Consider the following 25,820-nt stretch of genomic DNA (forward strand, 5'->3'; position numbering starts at 1 on the left):
TGTCGAGATCGGGATCGTGGTCGGGACCGCGGCGCTGCTACCCGGTCCGACTCGACCCGTCGTAGAGCAGGTCGCCCACGAGTTCGACACCCGCCTGCCGCAGTGCCGAGAGTGCCTTCGACGTCGTCTCGGGCGCGACACCGGCGGTGAAGTTGAGGAGGACCCGGGTGGTGAAGCCGGCCTCCACGGCGTCGAGCGCGGTCGCCCGCACGCAGTGGTCGGTGGCGATGCCGACGATGTCGACCGACTTCACCTTCCGTTCCCGCAACCACACGGCGAGGGTGGAGCCGTCGGCGGCCGCGCCCTCGAAGCCGGAGTACGCGGCGCTGTACTCGCCCTTGGAGAAGACCTCGTGCGCCGCCGCGGCGTCGAATTCGCGGTGGAACGCGACACCGTCGGTGCCGACGCGGCAGTGCGGTGGCCAGGTGTCGACGTAATCGGGGTCGTCGGAGAAGTGCGCACCGGGGTCGATGTGGTAGTCGCGGGTCGCGACGACGGTCCGGTATTCGTCGAGGATCGACGTGACCGCGCGCGCGACCGCGGCGCCGCCGTTCACCCCGAGGGCGCCGCCTTCGCAGAAGTCGTTCTGCACGTCGACGACGATCAGCGCGTCGGCGGGACGGGTGCCGTCGCTGCGTTCGGCGCTCATCCATTTCTCCTGTCGTCGGGGGACATCGGTTCCGGGCGTCGGGGTGCGGTCAGCCGAGCTCGTAGCGGGTCGGCACCGCCGGATCTCCATGGGACAGGCCCAGACCCTCCCAGGGCAAGCTCACCAGGCCGGCCGCGAGGTGCGCGCGGGCATCGGTGAGAGTGGGCAGCGACGCCACGGGCGTCCCACCGCGGACGAGCGGGATCTGCAGGTCGCGGATGCCGAGCCCGTCCGGCGCGGGGCGGGTGCCGTCGGCGCGAAACACGATCTCCTCGACGATCGTGCCGCTCGACCGGGCCGCCCGCACGGCCGACTTGGCGCCGCCGCGCGACTCCTTGTGACTCGCACGTTTGGCCACCGGCAGGCCGTCGACCTCGACGAGTTTGTACACCATCCCCGCCGTCGGCGCCCCGCTCCCGGTGACCAGGGATGTCCCGACCCCGTAGGTGTCGACCGGCTCGGCGCGCAGCGAGGCGATCGCGTACTCGTCGAGATCACCGGACACGACGATCTTCGTCTCCGTCGCGCCCAGGTCGTCGAGCTGCGCGCGGACCTGGCGCGCCAGCACACCGAGGTCGCCGGAGTCGATGCGCACGGCACCGAGTCCGGGGCCGGCCACCTCGATGGCGTTGCGCACGCCCTGGGTGATGTCGTAGGTGTCGACCAGCAGCGTGGTACCGATCCCGAGGACCTCGATCTGCGCGGCGAACGCGGCCTTCTCGTCGGGCCCGTCCGGTCCGGTGAAACCGAGGGTGAAGGCGTGGGCGGCGGTGCCGGCGCTGGGCACGCCGAAGCTCCGGGCCGCCTCGAGGTTCGAGGTGGCGGCGACGCCGGCGATGTAGGCGGCGCGCGCACTGGCGACGGCGGCGCGCTCATGGGTGCGCCGCGAGCCCATCTCGATGATCGGGCGCGACCCCGCCGCGCTGACCATTCGAGCCGCGGCCGACGCGATCGCGCTGTCGTGGTTGAGGATCGAGAGGATCAGGGTCTCGAGCAGGACCCCCTCCGCGAAGGGCGCGCGGACGGTGAGGATCGGCGAACCGGGGAAGTAGAGTTCGCCCTCCCGGTAACCGTCGATGTCACCGGAGAACCGATAGTCCCGCAGCCAGGCCACCGTGTCCGCGTCGAGGAATCGCTCGACCACGGCGATCTCCTCGTCGCGGAACCGGAACGCCGCGAGTTCGTCGAGAACGCGGCCGGTTCCGGCCACCACGCCATAGCGCCGGCCGTCGGGGAGGCGGCGGGCGAAGACCTCGAATGCGCACTGGCGGTGCGCAACCGGGTGGCTAAGTGCCGCTGCGACCATCGTCAGTTCGTACTGATCGGTCAGCAGCGCGGTGTTGTCGTTGGTCACAATCGCCTACCCTGTCCTCATGGCGCCTGACGAAACTCGTGCGCACGAGGCTACCCCCGGCGGTACGGCGGTTGCCGAACCAGAGGTCGCCGACGGCGCGGCGGGACTCGACAAGCCCTGGATGACGATCGTGTGGGACGACCCGGTCAATCTGATGCGGTACGTCACCTTCGTCTTCCAGAAGATCTTCGGCTACTCCGAGTCCCGCGCCAACGAACTGATGATGCAGGTCCACACCGAGGGCAGGGCGGTGGTGTCCTCCGGGGACCGGGAAAAGGTCGAGGCCGACGTCGCGAAGCTGCACGCCGCGGGGCTGTGGGCGACGATGCAGCGGGATTCGTGACCCGGACCGGCCGCGGACGACTCCCAACCGGTCGATCGGCCTTCGCGGCGCGGCAGGCACACTGACACGCGTGCGCACCTGGAAACGCAAGGGGCGCGGCGAGCAGATGCGCATCGCATCGCAACTCGACGCGCACGAAGCAGAGCTGCTCGCGTCGATGGTCACGTCGATGTGCGAATTGCTCACCGAACGAGCCGATTCCGCACCCCGCGACGACCTCGCGAGGCTGACCGGTATCGACGTCGGGCACTCGCAGGCACCCGACGATGTCACCCTGGGCCGTCTCCTCCCGGATTTTCATCGGCCCGACCAGGACGACGAACTCTCCGCCGAGGTCGTCAACGGCGAACTGAACTCGGCGCTGCGGAGCGTTCACGAACCACAGATCATCGACGCCAAGCTGGGCGCCGCCCGGGTGTTGCTCGACACCCTGCCGGCCGGCGGCGGGGATTTCGCCCTGTCTCCCGACGAGGCCGCGGCGTGGCTCACCGCGCTCAACGACGTGCGACTGGCACTCGGCGCGATGCTCGGGATCTCCGAGGACACTCCCGAGCAGTTGCCGCCCGACCACCCGCATGCGGCGCATCTCGACGTCTACCACTGGCTCACGGTGATGCAGGACCTCCTCGTCGAAGCCCTGATGTGACTAGTGGTGTGTCTCGGAAATAAGCGACTGGTCTCCGGCGCTCGATCGGCGCCTGGCTGCGTTGTCGTCGGTCGAGATAGCTCCGCTATCCCTCCCTCCTCCGCCTTGCCAGACCACCGATCGCTCCACCGGATACCGGCCACCTATTCCGAGACACACCACTAGGGTTCCGTTCGGGAACTTCGTCCGCTTCGACGTCAGGGGTCTCGTGAGCACACTCGGCCGACCGGCCCCGGCCGGCAATCGCATCACCGACATCGCCGGCCTCGCCGTCGGGCACGCGCACCGCGTCGACCCCGACGCCCGGGTCGCCGGTGCACCGGAGGCCCCCGACGGTCACGGGTGGGCCACCGGGACCACCGTCGTACGGGTGTCGGCGCCGGGCGCCATCGCCGCCGTCGACGTCCGCGGTGGCGGTCCGGGTACCCGCGAAACCGATCTCCTCGACCCGTCGAACACGGTCCAGACCGCGCACGCCATCGTGCTCAGCGGAGGTAGTGCCTACGGACTGGCCACCGCCGACGGGGTCATGCGCGCGCTCGAGGCCGACGGGATCGGACTCCCGCTCGACGACCGCGGGCACGTGGTGCCGATCGTTCCCGCCGCGGTGATCTTCGACCTCCCCGTCGGTGCCTGGGACCACCGACCCGGCGCGGACTTCGGAATGGACGCGGTCCGCGCGGCGGACACGGAATTCGCCGTCGGGTGTGTGGGTGCGGGTGTCGGCGCCCGGGCCGGCGCGCTCAAGGGCGGGGTCGGGACGGCGTCGATGACGTTCGACGCCGGTCCCGCGGCCGGCATCACCGTCGGTGCAGTGATGGTCGCCAACCCGGTCGGGGCGGTCATCGACCCGCAGACCGGGCTGCCGTGGGACCTCGGCGAGACCGAACTGGGCCGCCTGGGGTTGCGCCGGCCGTCGGCCGCCGACATCGACTCGCTCGCCGACCTCGCGGCGAAGCACACCGTGCTCAACACGACGATCGGTGTCGTGGCCACCGATGCCGTGCTCGACGCGCCGATGACCAAGCGGCTGGCGATGGCCGGACACGACGGTCTCGGGCGGGCGATCAGGCCCGCGCACTCGCCGCTCGACGGGGACACGATCTTCGGCATCGCCACGGGTGCGGTCCGGCCGTCGACACCGGCGCCGGCGCCGGCGGGTATGCATGCCGACGTCGCCGTGGTCGCCGAGGTGTGCCGGGCCGCGGCCGACGTCGTCCAGCAGGCCATCGTGAACGCGGTCCTCGCGGCGGAACCGGTCGCATCGATCCCCACCTACGCACAGGCGGCGCCGTCGGCGTTCCGCTGACCGGGGTCGTCGCGAACGGCGAACGGAATAGGTGCCGCGGCGACGATGTTGCGCCTCGGAGAACCCGGGGTTCCCGGGTGCGGACACGTCTGGACAGGAGAATGCGACACCGATGCTGAAGATCGGGCAGGAGCTGGTCGACGCCATGGTCGCGCACGCGCGCGCCGACCATCCCGACGAGGCCTGCGGGGTGATCGCCGGGCCGGAGGGTTCCGACGATCCGCAGCGTTTCATCGCGATGATCAACGCCGAGCGGTCGCCGACCTTCTATCGTTTCGATTCGGCCGAGCAGCTCGCGGTGTGGCGGGAGATGGACCGCCGTGACGAGGAACCCGTCGTGATCTACCACTCGCACACCGCCACCGAGGCGTACCCGAGCCGCACCGACATCTCCTACGCCGGCGAGCCCGGCGCCCATTACGTGCTGGTGTCCACGCGCGACCCCGAGACCGCCGAGATCCGTAGCTATCGCATCGTCGACGGTGCGGTCACCGAAGAAGAGATCGAGATCAGGAGCTGAGAATGTCTGTCACCGTATCCATCCCGACGATCCTGCGTACTCACACCGGCGGGGAGAAGCGCGTCGAGGGGTCGGGTTCGACGCTGGCCGCCCTGATCGACGACCTCGAGACGGGCAACCCCGGGCTGAAGGAACGACTCGTCGCGCCCGACGAGAACGGCACCGCCAAACTGCACCGGTTCGTCAACATCTACGTCAACGACGAGGACGTGCGTTTCTCCGGCGGCCTCGACACCCCGATCGACGACGGTGACGAGGTGACCATCCTGCCCGCGGTCGCCGGCGGCTGAGCGTGGCCCGCTACGACTCCCTGATCGACTCGGTCGGCAACACCCCGCTCATCGGTCTGCAACGGCTCTCGCCGCGCTGGGACGACTCCGACGAGGGCCCGCACGTCCGCCTGTGGGCCAAGCTCGAGGACCGGAACCCGACCGGATCCATCAAGGACCGCCCCGCGCTGCGGATGATCGAGCAGGCCGAACGCGACGGGTTGCTGCGGCCGGGCTCGACGATCCTCGAACCCACGAGCGGCAACACCGGCATCTCGCTCGCGATGGCGGCGAAACTCAAGGGCTATCAACTGATCTGCGTGATGCCCGAGAACACCTCGGAGGAACGGCGCTCGCTGTTGCGGATGTTCGGCGCGCAGGTCATCTCCTCACCCGCGGCGGGCGGCTCCAACACCGCGGTCGCGGTGGCCAAGGGCCTCGCCGCGGACAATCCCGACTGGGTGATGCTCTACCAGTACGGCAACGCGGCGAACGTCGCGGCGCACTACGAGGGCACCGGCCCCGAGTTGTACGCCGACCTGCCCGAGATCACCCACTTCGTCGCCGGGCTCGGCACGACCGGAACGCTGATGGGCGTCGGGCGGTTCCTGCGCGAACGCAACCCCGAGATCGAGATCGTCGCCGCCGAACCCCGGTACGGCGACGAGGTCTACGGCCTGCGCAACATCGACGAGGGTTTCATCCCCGAGCTCTACGACGACTCGGTGCTGACCCGCCGCTTCTCGGTGACCGGCGTCGACGCGGTCGCGCGGGTGCGGGAACTGATCGACCTCGAGGGCATCTTCGCGGGGATCTCCACCGGTGCGATCCTGCAGGCCGCGCGCGGTATCGGCCGACGGGCACTGAAGGCCGGTACCCGCGCCGACATCGGTTTCGTCGTGCCCGACGCGGGATGGAAGTATCTGTCGACCGGGGCGTACGAAGGTAGTCTCGACGACGCGGAGCAGGCACTCGAAGGCCAGCTCTGGGCCTGACCCCGCTACCGAGGACTTTCCAGCCATGAGCTCGTACACCCCGCCGGTCGGGCAGCAGCCCGCGCGACGCGCGCGTCCGCTGTGGCTGCGTTCGGCGATCATCACCGCGTGCATCGTCGCGGTGCTGTTCGTCATCGAGGCCATCGACGTGGCGACCCACTACGACCTCGACCAGAACGGCATCGAACCACGACAGGTCGACGGACTGGACGGCATCCTGTGGGCGCCGATGCTGCACGGCGACTGGCAACACCTGTTCGCCAACCTGATGCCCGGCGCGGTGCTGTGCTTCCTCCTGCTGATGACGCGACGGTTCCTCATCGTCACCGGCATCATCTGGGTGGTGTCGGGGGTCGGTGTGTGGCTGTTCGCAGCGCCGTACTCGATCACCGTCGGGGCGTCGGGCATCGTGTTCGGCTGGCTCACCTTCCTCATCGTCCGCGGCCTGTTCAACCGCGATCTGTGGCAGATCCTCGGTGGCCTCGTGCTGTTCCTCGTGTACGGATCGATCCTGTGGGGCGTCCTGCCCTCGGACCCGTTCGTGTCCTGGCAGGCCCACCTGTTCGGTGCGATCGCCGGCGTGTTCGCGGCGTGGGCACTCGCGGCCCGGGATCGACGGAAGCCGGCGGTCACCGCACCGGGGGTCGCGCCATAATCGCGGCGGGCGGCCAGGACGCACCCATCGGGATCTTCGACTCGGGTGTCGGGGGACTGACGGTCGCGCGCGCCATCATCGATCTACTGCCGGACGAGGACATCGTCTACATCGGCGACACGGCCAACGGGCCGTACGGTCCCCTCACGATCCCGGAGATCCGACGCCACGCCCTCGCTATCGGCGACGACCTCGCCGAGCGCGGGGTCAAGGCCATCGTCATCGCCTGCAACACCGCCTCGGCCGCCTGCCTCCGCGACGCGCGCGAGCGATACGCCCCCATCCCGGTCATCGAAGTCGTGCTGCCGGCGGTGCGCCGCGCGGTGGTCGCCACCAAGACGGGCCGGATCGGCGTGCTGGGTACCGAGACGACGATTTCCTCACGGGCATATCAGGATTCGTTCGCGGCAGCACGCGACGCGGTGATCACCGCGGTGCCCTGTCCGCGGTTCGTCGACTTCGTCGAACGCGGTATCACCAGCGGCCGGCAGATCCTCGGACTCGCGCAGGGTTACCTCGAACCACTGCAGCAGGCCGGCGTGGACACCGTGGTCCTCGGCTGCACCCATTACCCGCTGCTGTCCGGGGTCATCCAGCTGGCGATGGGCGACGAGGTCACCCTGGTGTCGAGCGCGGAGGAGACGGCGAAGGACCTCTTCCGGGTCCTCACCGAGGCCGACCTGCTGCACCCGCACACCGGCCGCGACGCCACCCGCGTCTTCCAGGCGACCGGTGACCCGGAGCTCTTCGCGAAACTGTCGAACCGATTCCTGGGGCCGGTGATCGGAGCCGTGCAGCACGTGTGAGGGGTCAACTGCGCATCGCCGCGCACTTGTGACCCGTATGCCGCCGCCCGCGCGCGGAATCGTGGCACAGTGGGGCCTATGCGTCTCACGGTCCTCGGGTGCTCGGGCAGTGTGGGCGGACCGGGAGCCGCGTGCTCCGGCTACCTGCTCTCCGTACCCGGTGAACAACCGGTCCTCGTGGACTGCGGCCCGGGTGTCTTCGGCGAACTGCAGCGCGTCACCGACCCCAACAATGTCGCCGTCGTCCTCAGTCATCTCCACGCCGATCACTGCCTCGATCTGCCCGCGATGCTCGTCTGGCGTCGGTACGCACCACAGCCGGCACGGCGGCGGGCGCCGCTCTACGGCCCACCCGGCACCGCCCTCCGGATCGGCTACGGGTCGTCGGAATTCCCCGGACAGCTCGACGACATCACCGACACCTTCGACGTCCACGACTGGAGCGACGACCAGGAGATCACCCTGGGCGGGATGCGAATCCGGGCGATGAACGTCAATCATCCGCCCGACACCTTCGGTCTGCGGATCACCGGTCCCGACGGACAGGTGATCGCCTACAGCGGAGACACCGCACCGTGCGACGAACTCATCGACCTCGCGGCCGACGCCGACCTGTTCCTGTGCGAGGCGTCGTGGACCCATGCGCCCTCGGAGCGCCCACCGGATCTGCACATGTCGGGCATCGAGGCGGGGGAGGCCGCGACCAAGGCGAACGTCCGAACACTCGCGATCACCCACGTCGCCCCGTGGTCCGATTCGGCGGAGATCCTCGCCGAGGCCCGCAGCACGTTCTCCGGTCCGACGGAGCTCGTCAGCCAGGGACAGGTCTTCGACCTCACCTAGCTGTCGTGTCCGCGCCGGTCGTTACAGTGAGACCCGTGACCACACGAGCTGACGGCAGAGCCGACGACGAACTCCGTCCCATCACGTTCACCCGCGGTTTCACCAGCCATCCGGCGGGTTCGGTCCTGGTGGAATTCGGCAAGACGCGGGTGATGTGCACCGCGAGTGTCACCGAGGGTGTCCCGCCGTGGCGTCGTGGTTCAGGCTTGGGCTGGCTGACCGCGGAGTACGCGATGTTGCCCGCCGCCACCCACGACCGGTCGTCACGTGAATCGGTCAAGGGCCGGGTGGGTGGTCGCACCCACGAGATCAGTCGACTCATCGGCCGGTCGCTGCGTGCGTGCGTCGATCTCGGTGCCCTGGGCGAGAACACCATCGCCCTGGACTGCGACGTCCTGCAGGCTGACGGCGGTACCCGCACCGCAGCCATCACCGGTGCCTATGTCGCGCTGGCGGACGCGATCACCTACCTGCGTGCCGCGGGCAAACTGTCCGACCCGCAACCGCTTTCGTGCGCGATCGCTGCGGTCAGCGTGGGGGTTGTCGACGGCCGCGTCCGGCTCGACCTTCCCTACGAAGAGGATTCGCGCGCCGAGGTGGACATGAACGTCGTGGCGACCGACGCCGGCACGCTCGTCGAGGTGCAGGGCACCGGCGAGGGTGCGACGTTCCCGCGCTCGACGCTCGATGCGCTGCTCGACGTGGCCGCGATCGGAACCGAGAAGCTGTTCGAGGCGCAGCGAGCCGTACTCGCCGAGCCGTACCCCGGCGAACTTCCCGGACGGGCCTGATGCACTCGGTGCTTCTCGCGAGCCGCAACGGCAAGAAGCTCGCCGAGCTCCAGCGCGTCGTCGACGCCGCGGGCATCACCGGGGTCGAGATCGTCGGCCTCGACGCGGTGCCGGACTACCCGGAGGAGCCCGAGACCGGTGCCACCTTCGAGGACAATGCGCTGATCAAGGCCCGCGCGGGTGCGAAGGCCATCGGAATCCCATGTCTCGCGGATGATTCCGGTATCGCGGTGGATGCCCTGAACGGCATGCCGGGCGTGCTGTCGGCGCGTTGGTCGGGCCGGCACGGGGACGACCCGGCCAACAACGCGCTGCTGCTCGCCCAGCTGTCGGACACCCCGGACGAACGACGCGGCGCCGCGTTCGTCTCGGCCTGCGCGCTCGTGCTGCCGGGCGGGACGGAGACGGTGGTGCGCGGCGAGTGGCGTGGGCGGGTCCTGCGGGAGGAGCGCGGGCCGCACGGTTTCGGGTACGACCCGTTGTTCGCCCCCGACGACGAAATCGCCGACGGCCGGTCCGCGGCGGAGCTGTCGCCGGCGGAGAAGGACGGGCTCAGTCACCGCGGAAAAGCGTTGGCGCAGTTGGTTCCGGCGCTGCGGGCGCTCGCGGGCTGACCCCCCTTGCGTCGGCGTCCGGACTCCGATCAGCTCGCGGCGCCGGTGTAGATGTAGACCCCCAGCGTGTGCGGTTCGCCGTCGAGCAGGATGTCCATATCGTCGGCGCCGGCACGTGACATGCCCTGCCGCTCGTAGAATCCGAAGGTGCACAGCGAGTCTGTGTACAGGTGGAAGTCGGAGCGGCCGCGGCTTCGGAGATGGTCGAGGAACGCGCCGTACAGCGCCGCTCCGACGCCGTGTCCGCGCGTCGTCGAGGCGACGGCGAACAGGGTCAGTTCGTCGTCGAGCGACGTGCCCGTCGCGGCGCCGAGCCGGTGGGCCACCGACTCGAAAGCGAACAGGGCCCGCAGCGACTTCCACTGGGGCAGTCCGAGAATCGCAGCTCTGGCGGTATGCGCCCAGAGCAGCGCGCGGTTCTTCGTCCGCTCGCCGAGATGTGGCTCGCCGTCGATCCGTCCCAGGATGATTCCCACCACGCGGCCGTCCTTCACCGCGACGCGACTCCAGGTACTCGCGACGAGTTGCTCGCGGAGGTAGACCTCGAGTGCCGCGTCCAGGACGTGTTGTCCGTGGACGTAGCGGTGGATGTAGAACGCCTCGTCGATGATCTTCTTGACGTCTTCGGCGTCGGTGGAACGGTAGGGGCGGTAGGTGATGTCGGTCATGATCCCTTCTTTGCGTGTGTGTGGGTGAGAGCGATGAGGTCTGCTTCGAGGGCGGCCCGTTCGGTGTCGTCGAGGACGGCTCCCCACAGGGGAGCGGTGTTCGAGCCGTCGGCGGCCGCGATGATCAGTCGCGTGACCGCCGGGTCGAGACCGTCGTCGGACAGCGCGGCGCGCCAGTGATCAGCGTCCTGCTGGGCGAGCGCGGCCGGGCCCGGTTCGTACATCAGGCTGGCGGCCAGCGCGATCTGGTCGCGCAGGCCGGCGGAGTCTCGCGCGTCGGCGAAACTCACCCGAATGTAGGCCCTGGTCAGCCGTCCCGGCGCGTCGTCCTCCTCGTCGGCGGTCCGTTCGACGTTCGACCGGAACTGGGCCATCAGGTCCGCCGCGAGTTCTTCGAGCAGGCCGTCCTTGGCGGGGAAGTGGTAGAGCAGTCCGCCCTTCGACACCCCGGCCGCGGCGGCGATCTCGGAGACGGACACGGCGGCACCGTGTCGCGAAATTAGCCGGGCCGCGGCGTCGAGGATCAACCGTCGGGTGTCGGCGGCACTCCGCCCGGACGTGCGTGCCATCGGACCCTCCGTGCTCGATGTCCCGGGGACTTCCCGGATCGCTTATAACTATACCGTCCAGACGGTACAGTTTCAATGGCCCGTTGATTGTGCGCTCGATCCCGTCGACCGGGCGTCGAAATGCATCGCCTGTGCACGGGGCGAAGCAGAGGGGCGCTCAGCAGCCCGCGTGGACTCCCAACATCCGCGCGACCGAGTCGGGCCAGGGGTACTGGGTCGCTCGATGACGCGCCGCCCGTTCGCGGTCGACGCGGGGGATGCTTAGAACTTGCCGGATCGCGCTCGCGAAGCCCGGGCCAGAGTCCTCGGCAGCTGCGCCGCATGTGTCGTCGACCAGGGTCGCGACTGCCGACGACTGCGACCCGATGACCGGTGTGCCGGCGGCCAGTGATTCCAGCGCGGAGAGGCAGAAGGTCTCGTGCGGACCGGGGGAAAGGGAGATGTCGGCGCTGGCGAGGAGCGCGGCGACCTGACTCCGCTCGGAGAGATGGCCCAGGAAGGTCACGGGTAACCCGCGGGCCAGATGCTGCAGCGGGGCTCGCATCGGTCCGTCGCCCGCGATCACCAGGTGCGCCGGCGTTCCCGACCGATGAAGTCTGCCGAGCGCGGCGATGCTGCGGTCGGCGCGCTTCTCCACCGAGAGGCGTCCGCAGTGTGCGATGAGCGCTCCGGTGCCGTCGGACCACCGTGCGCCCAGGTTCGGGTCGAGGTGCCGGGGGTCGAAGACATCGAGGTCGACGCCGAGCGGGGCGCGGACGACGTTGGTCGCCCTCACGCGATCGAACTCCGCGGCGGCGAAGTCGGTGGTGCACACGACGGTGTCGTAGTCACGGGCGGTGGCCGCGTTCGCGCGGTCGGCCAGTGCACGTGCCGTGCGGCCGGGCATGACCTGGCCGAGCAGTCGGTCGAGGCGTTCATGGGACACCATCGTCGAGTGGACGTCTCGCGCGCGGGCCCACCGGCCGAAACCCCGCAGGGTGAGGCGGTCGGACACCTCGAGGGCGTCGGGACGGAGATGGGTGAGGACGTCGGCGACGCGTCGGGCCGACGCCAGGCGGTAGCCGCCCGAGGCGGGAATCCGCGGCGCGGCAACGGTGATCCGGGTGACGCCCGAAGCGAGCGTCTCCTCACCGGGATCAGCGCCGGGGACGATCAGGACGACGTCGTGACCAGCCCCGACATAGCCGGCGCCCCAGCGGTCCACGGCGGTACGAAGACCGCCGGAGCGGCCGCCGTAGAAGTTCGCTAGCTGGACGATCCGCACGGGGTCCAGTCAGCCGGACCCGGGTGAACGGCCGTCCAGCACGAGGAGATCAGAGGTTGAACTGCGCCTTCACTTCCTTGGTGCGCTTGTGCTCGAACCAGAAGGACAGGAAGGGGATGGTGCCCGCGATCGCGGTGATGATGGTCTTCCCGACGCTCCAGCGGACCTTGATAGCGAGGTCGATGGCCATGATCAGGTAGACGAAGTACACCCAGCCGTGCACGAACGGTACGAAGTCCAGAGCGTGGTTGTCGTAGCCGTAGGTCAGGACGAGTTCGACGACGAGAAGCAGCAACCACACGCCGGTGATCCAGGCGAGGACGCGATACCGCAACAGCGCGCCGCGGACCTTCTCCACCGGGGCGGCGAGGGCGGGGGCGGTGGGGTCGGTCTCGGTCACTGCGGGCCTTTCGATGAGGGGGTGGGTCGGGCGTCGGTGGTGTGCGCGTCGGCGTCGCGGAGCTCGGCGAGATAGCGGTTGTACTCGACCAGCGCGACATCGTTGGCGGGGTCCGGCGATGCCAACGACGACGCGCTGGGCGTGGTGGGGCGCTCGGGCAGGATGCCCTCCGGGATCTCGGCGACGGAGTTCTTCGCCGCGACCTTGCGGGCTTCCTCGGGATCGCTCTCCAGGATGACGAAACGTCGATAGGCATAGATCACGGCCGCGGCGAACGCCGGCCACTGCAGGGCGTAGCCGAGATTGAGTCCGGAACCGGATGCGGACTCATAGCGTGACCACTGCCACCACGCGAGCACCAGGCACACCACCGCGGCGGATACGGCGAGCACCGTGAGCGCGGGCCGGTGGGTGCGGCGGCGGGTGGGGGACATGGCTACGACGGTACCTGGCCTGCGATGATCAGAACGCGGGCGGTAGGGTGGTCGCCGTTACACTGCGTGACTCACACTCCGGCGAGTCGCGCCCACGCGCGAGTGGCGGAATTGGCAGACGCGCTGGATTTAGGTTCCAGTGTCTCAGGACGTGGGGGTTCAAGTCCCCCCTCGCGCACTCTGTGCTTGTTCGGCGCCGGCCGGCCTGACGGCGTCTGTAGGTGAAGCGGAGCGGCATCGATGGTCGACGACACGGGCTCGTCGGCATCAAAGCGGGCGTGGACCTACGCATTGGCACTGGTATCGGTTGTCGCTCTCGCCTTCGTGGTGGTCGGGCTGGTGCTGCCGCCAACCGATCCCGAGCTGACGACGCCGTCCCCGGCGTCCTCGGCGACCGAACATTCCGATTCCGCTGCCGTGAAGACACCGGTTGTCGTCAGCGAGCCGGTCGACCCGAACGCCCCGATCCCTGGATGCACCGTCGTCGAGGCTCCCGACCAGTCGGGCTACACCGCGTACACGGGGATGGGGCAACCGACATACGACAACCCTCAGTTCCCGTGGTTCAACGGGCCGAAGGCGACCGCGATGTCGACAGCGCTGGTGAACGCGCTGCCGGTCGAAGCCGAGATCGAATTCGCGAGTCCGGAGCAGTCATTTGTCTTCCAGCCGATCATCGCCTTCGGCGAGCCGGATCCGGAGCCTCGCGGATTCACTTCGGCCCGAGGCGTATTGATCAATGGTGAGGGCAGAGGCGCTGTTTCGGTCGATGTCCGGCGCGCGTCAGCGACTGTTCCGTCATGTGTGGCAGGGCAACTCGACGAGCGTCGTACGCTGCCCGACGGCGTGGTGGTCGACGTCCACGACACCTGGCAGGAAGTGGACGGGGTGCGCGCGCTGAGCAGGACGGCACGTGCCTACGTGCCCGACGGATCGTGGATCATCGCGCGAGCCGATGACGCGATCGGCGGCAGCAGGCAGGACCACAGTGGGTCGATCCCGCTGACTGTCGACGAGCTGGTCCGGATCGTCCGTGATCCGGGGCTCCGCGTCAGCACTCCGGTCGCCCCGGATACACCGGCGCCGATGGAGGATTGCGCCAACCCGTTCGAGTCGTACAAGGGCCCGTCGGTGACGCGTGGGAAGGCTCGCGCTCTCGATTCCGTTCTCGCAGCGGTCGATCTGGGCGGCGCCCGGTTGCCGCCGATGGTGCCGGTCGGTTCGAACGCGGAGGGCATGCTGTGCACCGGTGTCGCGAACCTCGGAGATGGTGTGGCACTCGAGATCACGATCGTCGGCGGTCAACCGAGGCCGTCTGTGGAACGCCCGGTTCCGGGTCGGGGCAGCCAGAAGACGCAACGCACCCTACTCGACGGCACCGTGGTCCAGACCGACGTCGTGCGGCAGTCGAGGCTTTCGACGACCGACCCACGGCAACAGATCAGGGAGACGACCCATTCGGCGGTGGTGACCCGCCCGACTGGCACGCGCGTCTCGGTGAGTTCGACGGCGGCCTCACCGACCGAGCCGCTGTTGATACAAGAGCTGGAACAGATCGCCCTGACACCAGGATTGGAGCTCTGACCGGTGCCGGCCCGAAGCACGTGGACACTGATTGTCGCCGCGGTGGCCGCGGTCGTGACGGTCTCCGCGGCAACCGTGGTGTGGGTGGACCGGGTTCCGGCCACAGTGCAGAAGATCACCGGAACGACAGCGGCGACACCGGGTTTGGCGTGGTCGCTCGACCCTGCCGACCGGCTGGGTCGCCCCTTCGCGGCTTTCGCCGACCCGCGCGCGGGCACTGCGTACGGGGTCGGCGAACCCGGAATGATCCGGTCCGGCGACACGCTTCTCACCGTCGTCGGTACCCCGAACGAGGGAATGACCCTCGGTGACCCCGTGATGATCGGCATCGACGCGACAAACGGACAGGTTCGCTGGCAGGCTCCGGCACATGACCTCGTCAGCTGCAGTGACGTTCCCCTCCATGGCATGATCTACTGCCACGCCCTGCGCAAGAACCACGAACTCGTCAGCTACGACATCGACTCGGGTGAATCCGTACGACGCAGGGTCTCCGAGAACATCTTCGCCATCACGACCACGTCGGACGCCCTGTACGTCGCTGAGGGCAACGTCGAGGAGGACGACGTGCGAGTCCACTCGGGCACCTTCGACGACGTGTCCGCCCACTGGACCCGCCGACTCGACATGGGCGCCTCCTATGAGGAGGTGTACAGCAGCGAGGCTCTCGCCGTGATCGATGGTGTGGGCCTGGTGCGCACCGGCGGCGACGTCGCGCAATTCGATGCAACGTCGGGCGCAGAATTGTGGACCAACGGCTCACAATGCGTCGGAACGTCGTCACTGCTGCCGGGCGGGTTCCTCGTCCACGCCGACACCGGTTGCCGGTCGGCCGGTCACGCGACCGAGCAACTACTCCGGGATCCGGACGGGAAGGTGATCGCGTCGAGTTCTGCCCCCACCGTGCAACGACCGGGGTACGAGTCCACGACCGACGCCGACCCCGTCCTGCTCGGCGACTCGGCCTACGACCGCGCCACCGGCGACCGGCTGTGGACCAACGGCGACCTCATTTCGCGCGACTCCAACGCAACAGGAACCGTCACAGCGGTCGTCGACGGCGTTGTGTACCTGCTCGACACCAACAGCAGGGTCCGCAGCGAGAGTGGCATCGACCTCCACACCGGGAAACGCCTGTGGCACAACGTGTGGGATGAGTATGCGAACGCCACGGTGAGTCCAGATGCTTACCGTGATGGTCTGTTGGCCGGTAGTGATGGCACCGCCCTGACCGCTGTCGACGTCACCACCGGCGAGGTCGCGTGGACGGCGCCGTTCCTCGCGATCGATTCCGACCCGGAGGCGTTCGCAACCGGCAGTGCACTCGAACCCTACGGCGACGGCTGGATCTTCTCGTCCGACCGTCGGATGATCGGGCTCGCGCCGCTCTGAGTCACAGCTCGCCCGAGATGACCTCGACCGCGTCGTCGTCGGCGAAGACGATCTGATGATCGTCGGTCGAGATCGCCCAGCGGCGCAGTCGGGCGGTGTGCTCGTCATCGATACGGGTCTCGACGGTGGTGTCGCCGGCCAGGTCCGCGAAGTCGTCGACGACCTCGCCCTCCCTTGTCGAACCGTCGTCGAGCGTGACCCTGACCCGGGCCGCCACGGTGACCTCCCCTGGGGCCTCGCCGTCAGCGTGGTCGGCGTCGACCGACTCGTTCTCCGTTGTGCTCATCCGGTTGTCCTGTCCCCCTCGGGTGGCCTCCGACGGTGACTGCATTGCACGTCGGTGGCACACCATGCGTGGACATCAGTTTATCAAAGATGTCCATTGACAGGATGAAGACGGGGAAGGTGCTGATCGGTGGCGGAATCTGCGCGGCATCTCGATTCGACGCCGCCGCAGGGTTTTTCCGCCCTGCCGGCGGAACTCCTTAGGGCAGAACGTAATCGGCGGGGGATCGACAATCAGCCCCGCGGAAGAACAATCGCCAGAGTCCGAAGAATCGGGCTCTGGCGATCAATGTGACAACACGGTGGGCTACATCAGTGTGCGGAGTTGTATGCCTCGACGATGTCGTTCGGAATGCGGCCGCGTGCGGACACCTCATATCCGTTCTCGGCTGCCCAGTCTCGAATCGAGGCATTCACCGACGCACCACTCCCGGCGGAATTGGTCTTCGTCCGTGCGGATGGCGACCGTCGTCGGCCACCGACCCGGGTCGATGCCTTGAGTAGTTTCGCGACTGTCACCTTGCCCTGCTCGATCTTGTCGAGATTGGCAGCGGACACGTCGAGTTCGTAGTCGACACCGAGCCACGACCACGAAACGGTCTGTGCGTCTTGGGGATCGAGTTCGCGACCGTCCAGGTCGTCGACAAAGGTCACCGTCTGAATTTTCGACACGCCCCCAACGGTAGTCGATAGACGCGCGGGAAGCATGGACCTGCGCTTTCCCGGTGTCGGGATTCTCGGGCGAATCGTCCGACATCGCGATTACCGAATGCGCAACACGGAGTCAATCGCGGCCGGGAATGGCGAATCGGGGCGGTTCGGGATGGCGAATGGATTCTTCCGGACGTGACGGTTCCGATGTTCTCGACGCCGATGACCGGGAGGCTTCCGGCTTTCGCGTCGGCTTGATGCGGGGAGTCGAGTCGGTTGTCGTCCGCCGATTGGCCTCCGCGCCGAGTCCGCTGCCCGTCGTGTCGTCGACGCGTAGGCACATCGACCGGATTACGTGGTGCGCGGTCACCAGTCCGTAGGTCATCGGCAGGCCCAGGACCGTGACGAGCAGTCTGGTGGGTCGTAGCGGGCTGTCACCGACGATCGACGGCTCGATGACATTGCCTACTTCCCGGATCAAATGCAGCGCCAGCTTGTACGCATAATGCGCCGCGGTGATCGGTTTGCTGACCGTGAGCTCGTCGAGCGACACGGTCTCCCATGGGTCCGCCCCGTGGCCGATGTTGTGCCCGATGCCGAGAAGGATGTCGAGCGGCGCCCCGCCGAAGATCGGGATCAGCGAACCGAACAACGACGCCGCCAACTCGCCGACGGAGCGGTCCTCCGCCGGGTCGAGCGGAATGAGGTTGTGGTGAATGCGAATTCCGCGCATGGCACCGAGAATTCTGGTGGTCTCGGCCCGGATGCGGGGTGCGTCGGCGGGGTTGTTCTCCTGCGCCTGCGCAGACACATACCGCACCAACCGGCCGAGTGTGAGCGACCCGATCGGCGTACACGTCTCGACATCCGCCAGTGCGAGGTGTTCGGCGATCTCGGCCACCATCGGCGGGATGGGGATGTCGAAATGCACGGTGTCGCTCGCGCGTCCGGCGAGGGCGCGCTGTTCATCGGTGACGCGTGCGAGGCACTGCTCGAGGACCGTTCTCGCGGTGGCCCGCAACAGGGCCTTCACCGCGAATTCCGACGAGAAGACGAAGGCCGTGATGAGCCAGTTGTAGGTGACGAACTGGGCGAGGCCGTCGGCCTCGGTCCCGGCGAACGGGCTCCCGAGGTCGGGTGCCGAGCCGATGAGGAGCCGTGCCGGGACCAGGACGGTGGTGAACATGTAGAGCCACACCGTCTCCACTGCCTGGATGACGGTGATGTTCCCGAGCGGAATCGCCTCGGTGTGGCGGCCGTCGCGGATCTTGAGGAGGTTCGAGACGAGCAGTTGGGAGATCGGGTCGCGGTAGTCGAGTGCGGGATCGTCGTCGTCCGCCCCGAGGGTCAGCGGATGTTCGGTGACGGCGAGGGTCGAGATGTGCAGGCGCCGCATGTCGCGGTGCGCCGCTATCCGACTTGCCCGGGCCGACGCGTGCATAGATGGCGGCAGGATGTCGTACACCGCATCGAAGATCGAGTCGTACACCACTGCAAGGGTCGTGAAATCACCGCTCGCGCAGCGTGTCTCGACGCCTTCGAATGATTTCGGCGTCGGCAGCAGCGGGCGCGTCAGGGTCTCGATGCGCTCGAGTCGTTCAGGGTAGGTCTCGGTCTCCGGGTCGACGGTCGGAGTCAGTTCGTGGACCGGCGTCGCACGCAGGGGTGACGCGGAGAAGGGTGCCGGGCTGCCGAGCACCGCGGCGGTGCCCGACCCGCCGGCAAGTGTGGGCAACGACATCGCCAGTGTGAACACGGCGATCATCCGCAGAACCCATGGCGGTACACCCCGCGCCGCATTGCCCCGACCTGAACTCATGCACCCACTACCCGAATAGTCGTCCGATGACCCGGCGACACCGCCGGCGATCGTGCGCCGCGGCGGCGTCGTGCGTGACCACAGCAGTCCGCGAAGGGAAAGTTAGTCGAACGAAGCTTAAGGTGCGCGGCGAGAACCCGCGCACCGGGTCGGCGAACGGGGATGTCGGCGCGCCGTGCAACGATTCCGGGGTGAGGCGTCGAGCGGCATGGTTGTCGGGAGTACTCGCCGCGGTGCCGGTCGCCGTGGCGCTCGTGTCGTGCGTCGACGTCGAACCCGCCCCGGGCCTCGAGCGCCCCTCATCCGAGCGCACCCAGTCCATGCCCTCGACGACGGGGCCATCGTCACCGCCGGCTGGTGTGTCACCCGATATGCCACCACCGGCGGCCGGCCGTGAACAGGCCGATCTCGCGTCGCTGCAGGTGAAGGGTCGCGCGCCCAAGACCGGATATGAACGGTCGCGATTCGGTAGGGCATGGGACGACGCGGTCGACGTGCAGTACGGCCGCAACGGTTGCCGGACCCGGGAGGACATCCTGCGGCGAGACCTCACCGGCATCACCTTCCACGCCGACGGGTGCCGGGTGCTCGCCGGCACACTGGCCGACCCGTACACCGGTACAACGATGCCGTTCACCCGAGGCGAGGACACCTCGGCGCTGGTCCAGATCGACCACGTCGTCGCATTGTCGGACGCCTGGCAGAAGGGCGCGGCCGGGTGGACCGCGGTCAAGCGCATCGAGTTCGCGAACGACCCGCGAAACCTCCAGGCCGTGTCGGGAGCCGTGAACCAACAGAAGAGCGACGGCGACGCGGCGACCTGGCTTCCCCCGAACAAGTCCTACCGGTGCACCTACGTGAGCCGGCAGATCGAGGTCAAGAAGATCTACGGGCTGTGGGTGACGCCTGCCGAACGCGACGCGATGAGTCGGGTCCTCGCGTCGTGCTGAACCCGTCGAGCCGCGGGCGCGCACGTCGTCGGTAGCGTGGAGACCGTGACCTCGGACCAGGGACGACCCCGACCACTCGCTGATGCCGCAACCGTCGCGGCGCTCGGCGCTGATCTACGGTCGGCGGGGTACAACAACGACGGCGTGACCGAACTGCTCGGCGCCGACGCCCACGATGCCCTCGTCCGCGGAGTCTGGTGGCCCGCCCTCGCAGTGACCCGAGAGGTCACCGGCGAAGACGCGCGGCTGGCGACCCTGATCCGGCTGTTCCTGCTGGGTTCGGACGAACCGGAAAATGCGATCGCCGAGGCTTTTCCGACGTGCAGCACCGATTCGCTCGTCGCACAGGGCGTACTGACACGCGTCGACGACTCACGGGTACGCGCCTGCCTGGACATCCGGCCGCACGCAGACGACACCCGCGATTACCTCGTCGTCGCCGACCAGGACGCCGCGATGCGGCCCGGACCCGTTGCCCGCGACCACGTCCTGGGGATCGGCGGCGCGTCGATCTCGCTGGCCCGGGCCGTCATCCGCGAACCCGTCCGCCGAGCTCTCGACATCGGAACCGGATGTGGCATCCAGGCGCTGCATCTCGATGCGCACTGCGAGCAGATCGTGGCCACCGACACGAACGACCGGGCGCTGGCGCTGGCTGCGGCGACGGCCCGCCTCAACGGGATGTCGTGGGATCTGCGGGCGGGGAGCATGTTCGAACCCGTCGCGGGGGAGCGGTTCGACCTGATCGTGTCCAACCCTCCGTTCGTCATCGGCGCGGGCGGGCAGGACTACATCTACCGCGACTCGGGCGTCGTCGGAGACGGGTTGTGCGAGCAACTCGTCCGCGAGTTGCCTGCCCATCTGAATCCTGGTGGCACCGCCCAGATCCTGGCCAACTGGGTCATCCGCGAGGGCGAGGACTGGCCGGAACGGGTCCGCTCCTGGCTCGCCGGCACCGGACTCGACGCCTGGGTCGTCCAGCGGGAGGTCGCCGACCCCATCAGCTATGTGTCGCTGTGGTTGTCCGATGCCGGTGAGGACGAGGCGACCGCCGCGCGGCGAGGTGCGGAGTGGCTCGAATGGTTCGAGGCCAACGGCATCGTCGCCATCGGGATGGGCTCGATCACCGCCCACGCCCCACTGCCGGGCGAGCGTCGCGAGGCCGACGTCGTGATCGAGGAGATCACCGGAGCGGGTGAAGAAGTCACCGGATACGAGGCGCAGGCGTTCTTGGCGCGACGACGCTACCTGCGGGAGACCTCGGACGAGCAGCTACTGACCCGTCGCCTCTCGGTGGCGCCGGTCATGCTCGAGGAGCACTCGCTCCCGGGTGACGAGGGCTGGCAACAGGTGTCGGCAACTGTGCGCAGGCCCGGTGGTCCGGGCGCCGTACTCGGCGTCGACGAGGTCTCGCGCGCACTGCTTGCCGGCAGTCGGGGGCAGGTCCCGCTGGGCGTACTGCTCGAACTGCTCGCCGGCTTCCACGGCGTCGACGCCGAGGCCCTCGCGGAAGCCGCGTTGCCCGTCGTCCGCGAAGCGATCGGCCGGGGGATTCTCTACGAGGCGACCTGAGAGGGGTTGTGGCGGAGGTGGTTTCGACACGGCTCCTCGCTTCGCTCGGTGCCGGCTCAACCAGCGGGGGTGGCCGGGAAGGTCGCGTCGAGCGCCGCGGCGAGATCCGCGATGAGATCGTCGGCGTCTTCCAGCCCGACGGAGAACCGCAGATGTCCCCACTCGCGGAACGGTTCGGGGTAGGCCGCGACCCGTGGGCCGTCGGTGCCGACATGGACGATGAGTGACTCGTCGTGTCCCAACGACACCGCCGAGGTGATCGTCGTCAGCGCCGCGACGAATCGGTTCTGGGTGGCCGGATCGCCGCGCACCGCGAACGCGATCATGGCCCCGAAGCCGCGGCCGCCGAACTGTCGTGCCGCGAGGTCGTGTTCGGGATGCGACGCCAGACCCGGGTACCGCACGTAGGTGATGCGCGGGTCGTCGTCGAGGAAGGCCGCGACCCGCTCGGCATTGCGTTGATGCTGGGCGAACCGGAGCGGCAGGGTGATCGCGCCGCGGGCGATCAGCCATGCGTTGAACGGCGAGATGACGCCGCCGACGTCGACCATCGCCTGTTCCCGGATCTGCGACATGAGCTCCGACCGGCCGAGCACGGCACCGCCCATGGCGTCGCCGTGCCCGTTGATGTACTTGGTCAGCGAATGGACGACGAGGTCCGCGCCGTCGGCGAGCGGACGGTACAGAGTGGGCGGCGTGAAGGTGGCGTCGACGAGCAGCAGGGCGTCGGCGTCGGCGGCGATCTGCGCCAGCGCGCCGATGTCGGCGACCTTCGTCGTCGGATTGGCGATCGTCTCGGCGATCAGCATGCGGGTGCTGGGGCGCAGGGCGGCCCGGGTGGCGTCGAGATCGCCGACATCGACGAAGGTCGCCTCGATCCCGTACTTGGTCGGCAGCAGTTCCGACCAGAGCTTCCAGGTGGCCTCGTAGGTGGTGTCGGACACCACCACGTGGTCCCCGGCGGACAGGAACGTGAAGAACACCGCGTGCAGCGCGGCCACGCCCGAGGCCAGGACGACGGCGTCGTCGGCCTCTTCCAGTGCGGCCAGCTTGTCCTGCAGCGCAACCTGATTGGCGCCGGTGTTGCGTGTGTAGAACAGTTGCTCGGTGCCCGACCAGCTCATCGCCTCGGGTTCGGGCGGGAGGTGATACGAGTTCGCCATCGTGATGGGCGTCCGCACCGACGGGCCCGACGAATCGTTTCCGGCGTGCACGCTGCGTGTCATCTCACCCGTCACGGATGAACTCCCATCGGCTCGGTCGCACGTGTCCCGGCCGGCGCTGTTCCGGCCCGGACTGGCCCGTCTCGTTCTGGCCCGTCTTCGGCTGTCCCGGTCCGGTCGACGCCGGGCAGGTCGTCGACGACCGGTCGGGGTTCCCGGGTGACGTCCGAGCTCTCCGGGGTGGGGACGCCGGGCTCGGGGCCGGGGACGATGTCGGGTCGATGCGGACGCACGAGCCGGACCATCCGCAGCGGTAGTTTGTGCAGTTTGTCGACGTGAGCGAAGTACCGGAACTCGGCCCACCCCCAGCAGGCGGCGAACACCAGGAGCGCGACGGCGTCCATCGTGACGGTGTTCCAGGGGCGGTGTGCGATGTGGATCGGCACCACGACGAGGGCGATCGCCTGGATGACGTAGGAGTCGAGACTGCGGGTACCGGTCATGACGAGTGGGCGCAGCCAGTTGTGATGCCACCACCTGAGCAACAGTCGGAAGATCCCGTAGACGGCCGGAATGGCCAGATAGGCGCCGATCGCGCGGGCCGGGCGGAAGTCGAGTTTGTCGGCGACCGCCGGTTCGAGATGGGCCCACGGCCCGTAGTCGATGCCGAAGTGAAAGAACAGTGCCACCGCGAGCGCGACGGCGACGATCGCGATGATCCAGCGGTCGACGAACTCCGTCACACGCCACTGCGACCAGTTCCAGCCGATCACCAGTGCCGGGACGAACATGATCTGCCAGCCGGCGACGTTCTGGATGTGCGGTGCCGCCTGGTAGGCGCTCAGATAGAACCAGTCGGGGGAGTGGACCAGCGAGATCAGGTACAGGGCGATCGAACCGGCGAGCACCCAGCGCCACCAGCCCTGACGCAGGAGGGGGAACAGCCCGAAGGCGGAGATGAGCAAGACCATGTACAGCAGCAGGATGTTGCCCCCGCTGGGCAGGTAATCCATGGTCAGCGCCAGGCGCAGGCCGTCACCCCACCCGTCGACCGGCAGCAGGAGTGTCAGCCATCGGTGACCGGCCAGGGCGGCCGCGACCGCGACGAGGGCGATCGCCAGCTGGCACAGATAGAGGACGACGATCCGCTTGGCAAGACGCTTGTATGCGAAAGCCAGCCCATGGCGAGCGACCCATCGTTGATAGACCAGACCCAGCACGACGCCCGAGAGCATCACGAACGCGGACATGCCGTCGACGTACGGGAAGGCGTGGGTCGGGGTGGCCAGCACGGACTCATGCGCGAAGTGCGCGGTGATCATGCTCCAGATGGCCACCCCGCGGGTGGCATCGATGGCCAGGTCTCGTTTCATTGACTTGCACGATAGACAGCGCCGCGGCCCGGGGGCATCCCGGGCCGCGGCGAGTCGTGAGAGATCCGCTCAGGTGTAGAGGTCGGCGATCGCTTCCTTGTGCGCGTCGTGGATGACCTTGCGCTTGAGCTTCATGGTCGGGGTGAGCTCACCGGTGTCGATGGTGAAATCGGTGTCCAGGATCGAGAACTTCTTGATCGCCTCGGCGTTGGAGACCTTGGTGTTCGCCTCCTTGACCGCGGCGTCGATCTCGGCCTTGAGATCGGCGTTCTCGACCAGGTCCGAGATCGGGGTGTCGGCGGGCAGGCCATGACGGTCCAACCAACCGGGCACGGCCTCGGGGTCGATCGTGATCAGCGCGGCGATGAACGGCTTGTTGTCGCCGACGACGAGGCATTGGCTCACCATCGGGTGCGCCCGGATGGTGTCCTCGAGCTGCGCCGGGGAGACGTTCTTGCCGCCCGCGGTGACGATCAGTTCCTTTTTGCGGCCGGTGATGAAGAGGTAGCCGTCGTCGAGGGTGCCGATGTCACCGGTGTGGAACCACCCGTCGCGGATCGCGTCGTCGGTGGCGGACTGGTTCTTCCAGTACCCACCGAACACGACCGGCCCCTTGAGCAGGACCTCGCCGTCGTCGGCGATGGCGACGGTGACGCCGGGGATCGGGCGTCCGACCGAACCGACCTTCTGGTTCTCCTCGTTGTTGGCCGTCACCGCGGCCGTGGTCTCCGACAATCCGTAGCCCTCGTACACCGGGATGCCGACGCCGCGGAAGAAGTGGCCGAGGCGCGCACCGAGCGGAGCGCCACCGGAGATCGCTCCCTCGCACTGGCCGCCGAGGGCGTCGCGCAGCTTTCCGTACACGAGCTTGTCGAAGACGGCGTGCCGGAGCTTCAGGCCGAGGCCGACCTTGCCGGCTTCCGTCGCCTTGCTGTATTCGATCGCCGTGTCGGTGGCCTTGTCGAAGATCGACCCCTTGCCGCCGTCGTAGGCCTTCTGCTTGGCCGAGTTGTACACCTTCTCGAACACGCGCGGCACCGACAGCACGTAGTTCGGCTTGAACACGCCCAGGTCCGCGACGAGGTTCGTCAGGTCGTTGGTGTGGCCGAGGATCACGCCGTTCTCGACGCAGCCGACGGCGACGACGCGGGCGAAGATGTGCGCCAGCGGCAGGAAGAGCAGCGTCGACTTGCCCTCCCGCATACCGGCGCCGACCGCGTCGCGGGTCGCGGCCGTCTCGGCGAGGAAATTCGCGTGCGTCAGGACGACGCCCTTCGGCCGTCCGGTGGTGCCCGAGGTGTAGATCAGCGTGGCGGCATCCGACGACAACGCATTCGCCTGACGCTGGTCGAGGTCCGCGTCGGCGGTCTTCGCGCCGCGCTTGGTGACCGTGGGGAGCGCGTGGTCGTCGATGACCAGGGTCTCCTTGAGGGTGGGCGTCTCGTCGATGACCCGGAGATGGCGGGTGTAGTGCTCATGGTTCTCGACGAACAGCAGCTTGGCGCCGGAGTCCTCGAGAATCCACTGGACCTGGTCGGGGGCGGACGTCTCGTAGATCGCGACGGTGCACGCCCCGGCGCGCCAGATCGCGTAGTCCAGCACGGTCCACTCGTAGCGCGTCGACGACAGGATCGCGACGCGGTCACCGGCCTGCACACCCGAGGCGATCAGACCCTTCGCGACCGCGTCCACCTCGTCGGTGAAGTGCTTGGCGGTGACGTTGACCCACTGGTTGTGCGAGCGCTTGCGGAAGAGCGGCATCGTGGGGCGCTCCGCGCGGTAGCGCAGGATCGTGTCGACGGTCGTCGCCTTGTCGTCGATCGTCAGATCGGACGGGGTGGCGTACTGCTGCTGCATGGCACTCCTGAGACGGGAGAACAAATGGACATTCCGGACACCGGT

At 68.3% G+C, this 25,820-nt stretch carries 28 protein-coding genes and 1 tRNA gene; 16 read left to right on the forward strand and 13 right to left on the reverse strand.

Annotated elements, in window-relative coordinates:
• Positions 1–37: 37 nt before the first annotated feature.
• Positions 38–649 carry an isochorismatase family protein gene (locus tag B1818_RS18115; RefSeq protein ID WP_078113560.1) on the reverse strand — a complete coding sequence of 204 codons (612 nt, stop codon included), beginning with the start codon at positions 647–649 and terminating at the stop codon, positions 38–40.
• A gap of 49 nt (positions 650–698) precedes the next feature.
• Positions 699–2,003 carry a nicotinate phosphoribosyltransferase gene (locus B1818_RS18120; RefSeq protein WP_078113561.1) on the reverse strand — a complete coding sequence of 435 codons (1,305 nt, stop codon included), beginning with the start codon at positions 2,001–2,003 and terminating at the stop codon, positions 699–701.
• A gap of 19 nt (positions 2,004–2,022) precedes the next feature.
• Here B1818_RS18120 and clpS point away from each other — a divergent pair, with 19 nt between their 5' ends.
• From clpS to rdgB, 11 genes are all read left to right on the forward strand, one after another.
• Positions 2,023–2,346 (forward strand): ATP-dependent Clp protease adapter ClpS, encoded by a 324-nt coding sequence (gene clpS, locus B1818_RS18125; protein WP_058249987.1) that lies wholly within the window; start codon positions 2,023–2,025, stop codon positions 2,344–2,346.
• Between the two features lie 70 nt (positions 2,347–2,416).
• On the forward strand, positions 2,417–2,992 hold the full coding sequence (locus B1818_RS18130) for a DUF2017 domain-containing protein (RefSeq protein ID WP_058249988.1): 576 nt from the start codon (positions 2,417–2,419) through the stop codon (positions 2,990–2,992).
• A 208-nt stretch (positions 2,993–3,200) separates the two neighbouring features.
• The gene (locus B1818_RS18135; protein ID WP_078113562.1) at positions 3,201–4,301 is read left to right on the forward strand and encodes a P1 family peptidase; all 1,101 of its coding nucleotides are present in this window, start codon (positions 3,201–3,203) and stop codon (positions 4,299–4,301) included.
• A gap of 112 nt (positions 4,302–4,413) precedes the next feature.
• The gene (locus B1818_RS18140) at positions 4,414–4,821 is read left to right on the forward strand and encodes a Mov34/MPN/PAD-1 family protein (protein ID WP_065629055.1); all 408 of its coding nucleotides are present in this window, start codon (positions 4,414–4,416) and stop codon (positions 4,819–4,821) included.
• A 2-nt stretch (positions 4,822–4,823) separates the two neighbouring features.
• On the forward strand, positions 4,824–5,111 hold the full coding sequence (locus tag B1818_RS18145) for a MoaD/ThiS family protein (protein WP_078113563.1): 288 nt from the start codon (positions 4,824–4,826) through the stop codon (positions 5,109–5,111).
• Between the two features lie 2 nt (positions 5,112–5,113).
• A complete protein-coding gene (locus tag B1818_RS18150) occupies positions 5,114–6,085 on the forward strand; it encodes a PLP-dependent cysteine synthase family protein (protein ID WP_058249991.1) in 972 nt (323 codons plus the stop codon).
• A gap of 25 nt (positions 6,086–6,110) precedes the next feature.
• On the forward strand, positions 6,111–6,740 hold the full coding sequence (locus B1818_RS18155; RefSeq protein WP_078113564.1) for a rhomboid family intramembrane serine protease: 630 nt from the start codon (positions 6,111–6,113) through the stop codon (positions 6,738–6,740).
• Positions 6,740–7,546 carry a glutamate racemase gene (gene murI, locus B1818_RS18160; RefSeq protein WP_176455956.1) on the forward strand — a complete coding sequence of 269 codons (807 nt, stop codon included), beginning with the start codon at positions 6,740–6,742 and terminating at the stop codon, positions 7,544–7,546. Before B1818_RS18155 ends, murI begins: the two co-directional genes overlap by 1 nt.
• A gap of 78 nt (positions 7,547–7,624) precedes the next feature.
• Positions 7,625–8,389 (forward strand): cyclic nucleotide-degrading phosphodiesterase, encoded by a 765-nt coding sequence (locus B1818_RS18165; protein WP_078113565.1) that lies wholly within the window; start codon positions 7,625–7,627, stop codon positions 8,387–8,389.
• 35 nt (positions 8,390–8,424) lie between these two features.
• Positions 8,425–9,180: a ribonuclease PH gene (rph, locus tag B1818_RS18170; RefSeq protein WP_058249994.1), complete on the forward strand. Its 756-nt coding sequence runs from the start codon at positions 8,425–8,427 to the stop codon at positions 9,178–9,180.
• Positions 9,180–9,794, forward strand: a complete 615-nt coding sequence (gene rdgB, locus B1818_RS18175; protein WP_078113566.1) for an RdgB/HAM1 family non-canonical purine NTP pyrophosphatase — start codon at positions 9,180–9,182, stop codon at positions 9,792–9,794. Before rph ends, rdgB begins: the two co-directional genes overlap by 1 nt.
• Positions 9,795–9,823: 29 nt before the next feature.
• Here the strand turns inward: rdgB and B1818_RS18180 are convergent, their stop codons facing one another.
• The 5 genes from B1818_RS18180 to B1818_RS18200 form a co-directional block, all read right to left on the reverse strand.
• On the reverse strand, positions 9,824–10,462 hold the full coding sequence (locus B1818_RS18180) for a GNAT family N-acetyltransferase (protein ID WP_058249996.1): 639 nt from the start codon (positions 10,460–10,462) through the stop codon (positions 9,824–9,826).
• Positions 10,459–11,031: a TetR/AcrR family transcriptional regulator gene (locus B1818_RS18185; RefSeq protein ID WP_078113567.1), complete on the reverse strand. Its 573-nt coding sequence runs from the start codon at positions 11,029–11,031 to the stop codon at positions 10,459–10,461. The genes B1818_RS18180 and B1818_RS18185 overlap by 4 nt, the downstream gene beginning before the upstream one ends.
• A gap of 157 nt (positions 11,032–11,188) precedes the next feature.
• A complete protein-coding gene (locus tag B1818_RS18190) occupies positions 11,189–12,295 on the reverse strand; it encodes a glycosyltransferase (RefSeq protein ID WP_078113568.1) in 1,107 nt (368 codons plus the stop codon).
• A gap of 49 nt (positions 12,296–12,344) precedes the next feature.
• Positions 12,345–12,695 carry a DUF3817 domain-containing protein gene (locus tag B1818_RS18195; protein ID WP_058249999.1) on the reverse strand — a complete coding sequence of 117 codons (351 nt, stop codon included), beginning with the start codon at positions 12,693–12,695 and terminating at the stop codon, positions 12,345–12,347.
• The gene (locus tag B1818_RS18200; protein WP_058250000.1) at positions 12,692–13,129 is read right to left on the reverse strand and encodes a hypothetical protein; all 438 of its coding nucleotides are present in this window, start codon (positions 13,127–13,129) and stop codon (positions 12,692–12,694) included. Before B1818_RS18200 ends, B1818_RS18195 begins: the two co-directional genes overlap by 4 nt.
• A gap of 96 nt (positions 13,130–13,225) precedes the next feature.
• On the opposite strand from B1818_RS18200, the gene B1818_RS18205 reads away from it, so the two are divergent.
• The 3 genes from B1818_RS18205 to B1818_RS18215 all read left to right on the forward strand — a co-directional run bounded on the left by B1818_RS18205 (position 13,226) and on the right by B1818_RS18215 (position 16,105).
• Positions 13,226–13,307: transfer RNA gene (locus B1818_RS18205), tRNA-Leu, on the forward strand.
• 62 nt (positions 13,308–13,369) lie between these two features.
• The gene (locus tag B1818_RS18210; RefSeq protein WP_078113569.1) at positions 13,370–14,713 is read left to right on the forward strand and encodes a hypothetical protein; all 1,344 of its coding nucleotides are present in this window, start codon (positions 13,370–13,372) and stop codon (positions 14,711–14,713) included.
• A 3-nt stretch (positions 14,714–14,716) separates the two neighbouring features.
• On the forward strand, positions 14,717–16,105 hold the full coding sequence (locus B1818_RS18215; protein WP_078113570.1) for a PQQ-binding-like beta-propeller repeat protein: 1,389 nt from the start codon (positions 14,717–14,719) through the stop codon (positions 16,103–16,105).
• Position 16,106: 1 nt separating this feature from the next.
• Here B1818_RS18215 and B1818_RS18220 read toward each other — a convergent pair whose 3' ends face one another.
• The 3 genes from B1818_RS18220 to B1818_RS18230 all read right to left on the reverse strand — a co-directional run bounded on the left by B1818_RS18220 (position 16,107) and on the right by B1818_RS18230 (position 18,860).
• Positions 16,107–16,391: a hypothetical protein gene (locus B1818_RS18220; RefSeq protein ID WP_078113600.1), complete on the reverse strand. Its 285-nt coding sequence runs from the start codon at positions 16,389–16,391 to the stop codon at positions 16,107–16,109.
• A gap of 311 nt (positions 16,392–16,702) precedes the next feature.
• Entirely contained in the window at positions 16,703–17,062 is a 360-nt protein-coding gene (locus tag B1818_RS18225; RefSeq protein ID WP_226513021.1) for an Lsr2 family protein, read from the reverse strand.
• A gap of 112 nt (positions 17,063–17,174) precedes the next feature.
• A complete protein-coding gene (locus B1818_RS18230) occupies positions 17,175–18,860 on the reverse strand; it encodes a hypothetical protein (protein ID WP_249145225.1) in 1,686 nt (561 codons plus the stop codon).
• Between the two features lie 191 nt (positions 18,861–19,051).
• Between B1818_RS18230 and B1818_RS18235 the strand changes: the two genes are divergently transcribed.
• Entirely contained in the window at positions 19,052–19,810 is a 759-nt protein-coding gene (locus B1818_RS18235) for an HNH endonuclease family protein (protein WP_254859753.1), read from the forward strand.
• 45 nt (positions 19,811–19,855) lie between these two features.
• Positions 19,856–21,382, forward strand: a complete 1,527-nt coding sequence (locus B1818_RS18240) for a methyltransferase (RefSeq protein ID WP_254859755.1) — start codon at positions 19,856–19,858, stop codon at positions 21,380–21,382.
• Positions 21,383–21,438: 56 nt separating this feature from the next.
• On the opposite strand, the gene B1818_RS18245 is transcribed toward B1818_RS18240, so the two are convergent.
• The 3 genes from B1818_RS18245 to B1818_RS18255 form a co-directional block, all read right to left on the reverse strand.
• Positions 21,439–22,608, reverse strand: coding sequence for a PLP-dependent aspartate aminotransferase family protein (locus B1818_RS18245; protein ID WP_058250282.1), 1,170 nt, complete (start codon positions 22,606–22,608; stop codon positions 21,439–21,441).
• Between the two features lie 8 nt (positions 22,609–22,616).
• The gene (gene opgC, locus B1818_RS18250) at positions 22,617–23,918 is read right to left on the reverse strand and encodes an OpgC domain-containing protein (RefSeq protein WP_058250006.1); all 1,302 of its coding nucleotides are present in this window, start codon (positions 23,916–23,918) and stop codon (positions 22,617–22,619) included.
• A gap of 69 nt (positions 23,919–23,987) precedes the next feature.
• Positions 23,988–25,775, reverse strand: coding sequence for a long-chain fatty acid--CoA ligase (locus tag B1818_RS18255; protein ID WP_078113572.1), 1,788 nt, complete (start codon positions 25,773–25,775; stop codon positions 23,988–23,990).
• Between the last annotated feature and the right edge of the window lie 45 nt (positions 25,776–25,820).

Source organism: Gordonia sp. IITR100 (genome assembly GCF_002009645.1).
In the GTDB taxonomy this organism is placed as follows: Bacteria; Actinomycetota; Actinomycetes; order Mycobacteriales; family Mycobacteriaceae; genus Gordonia; species Gordonia hongkongensis.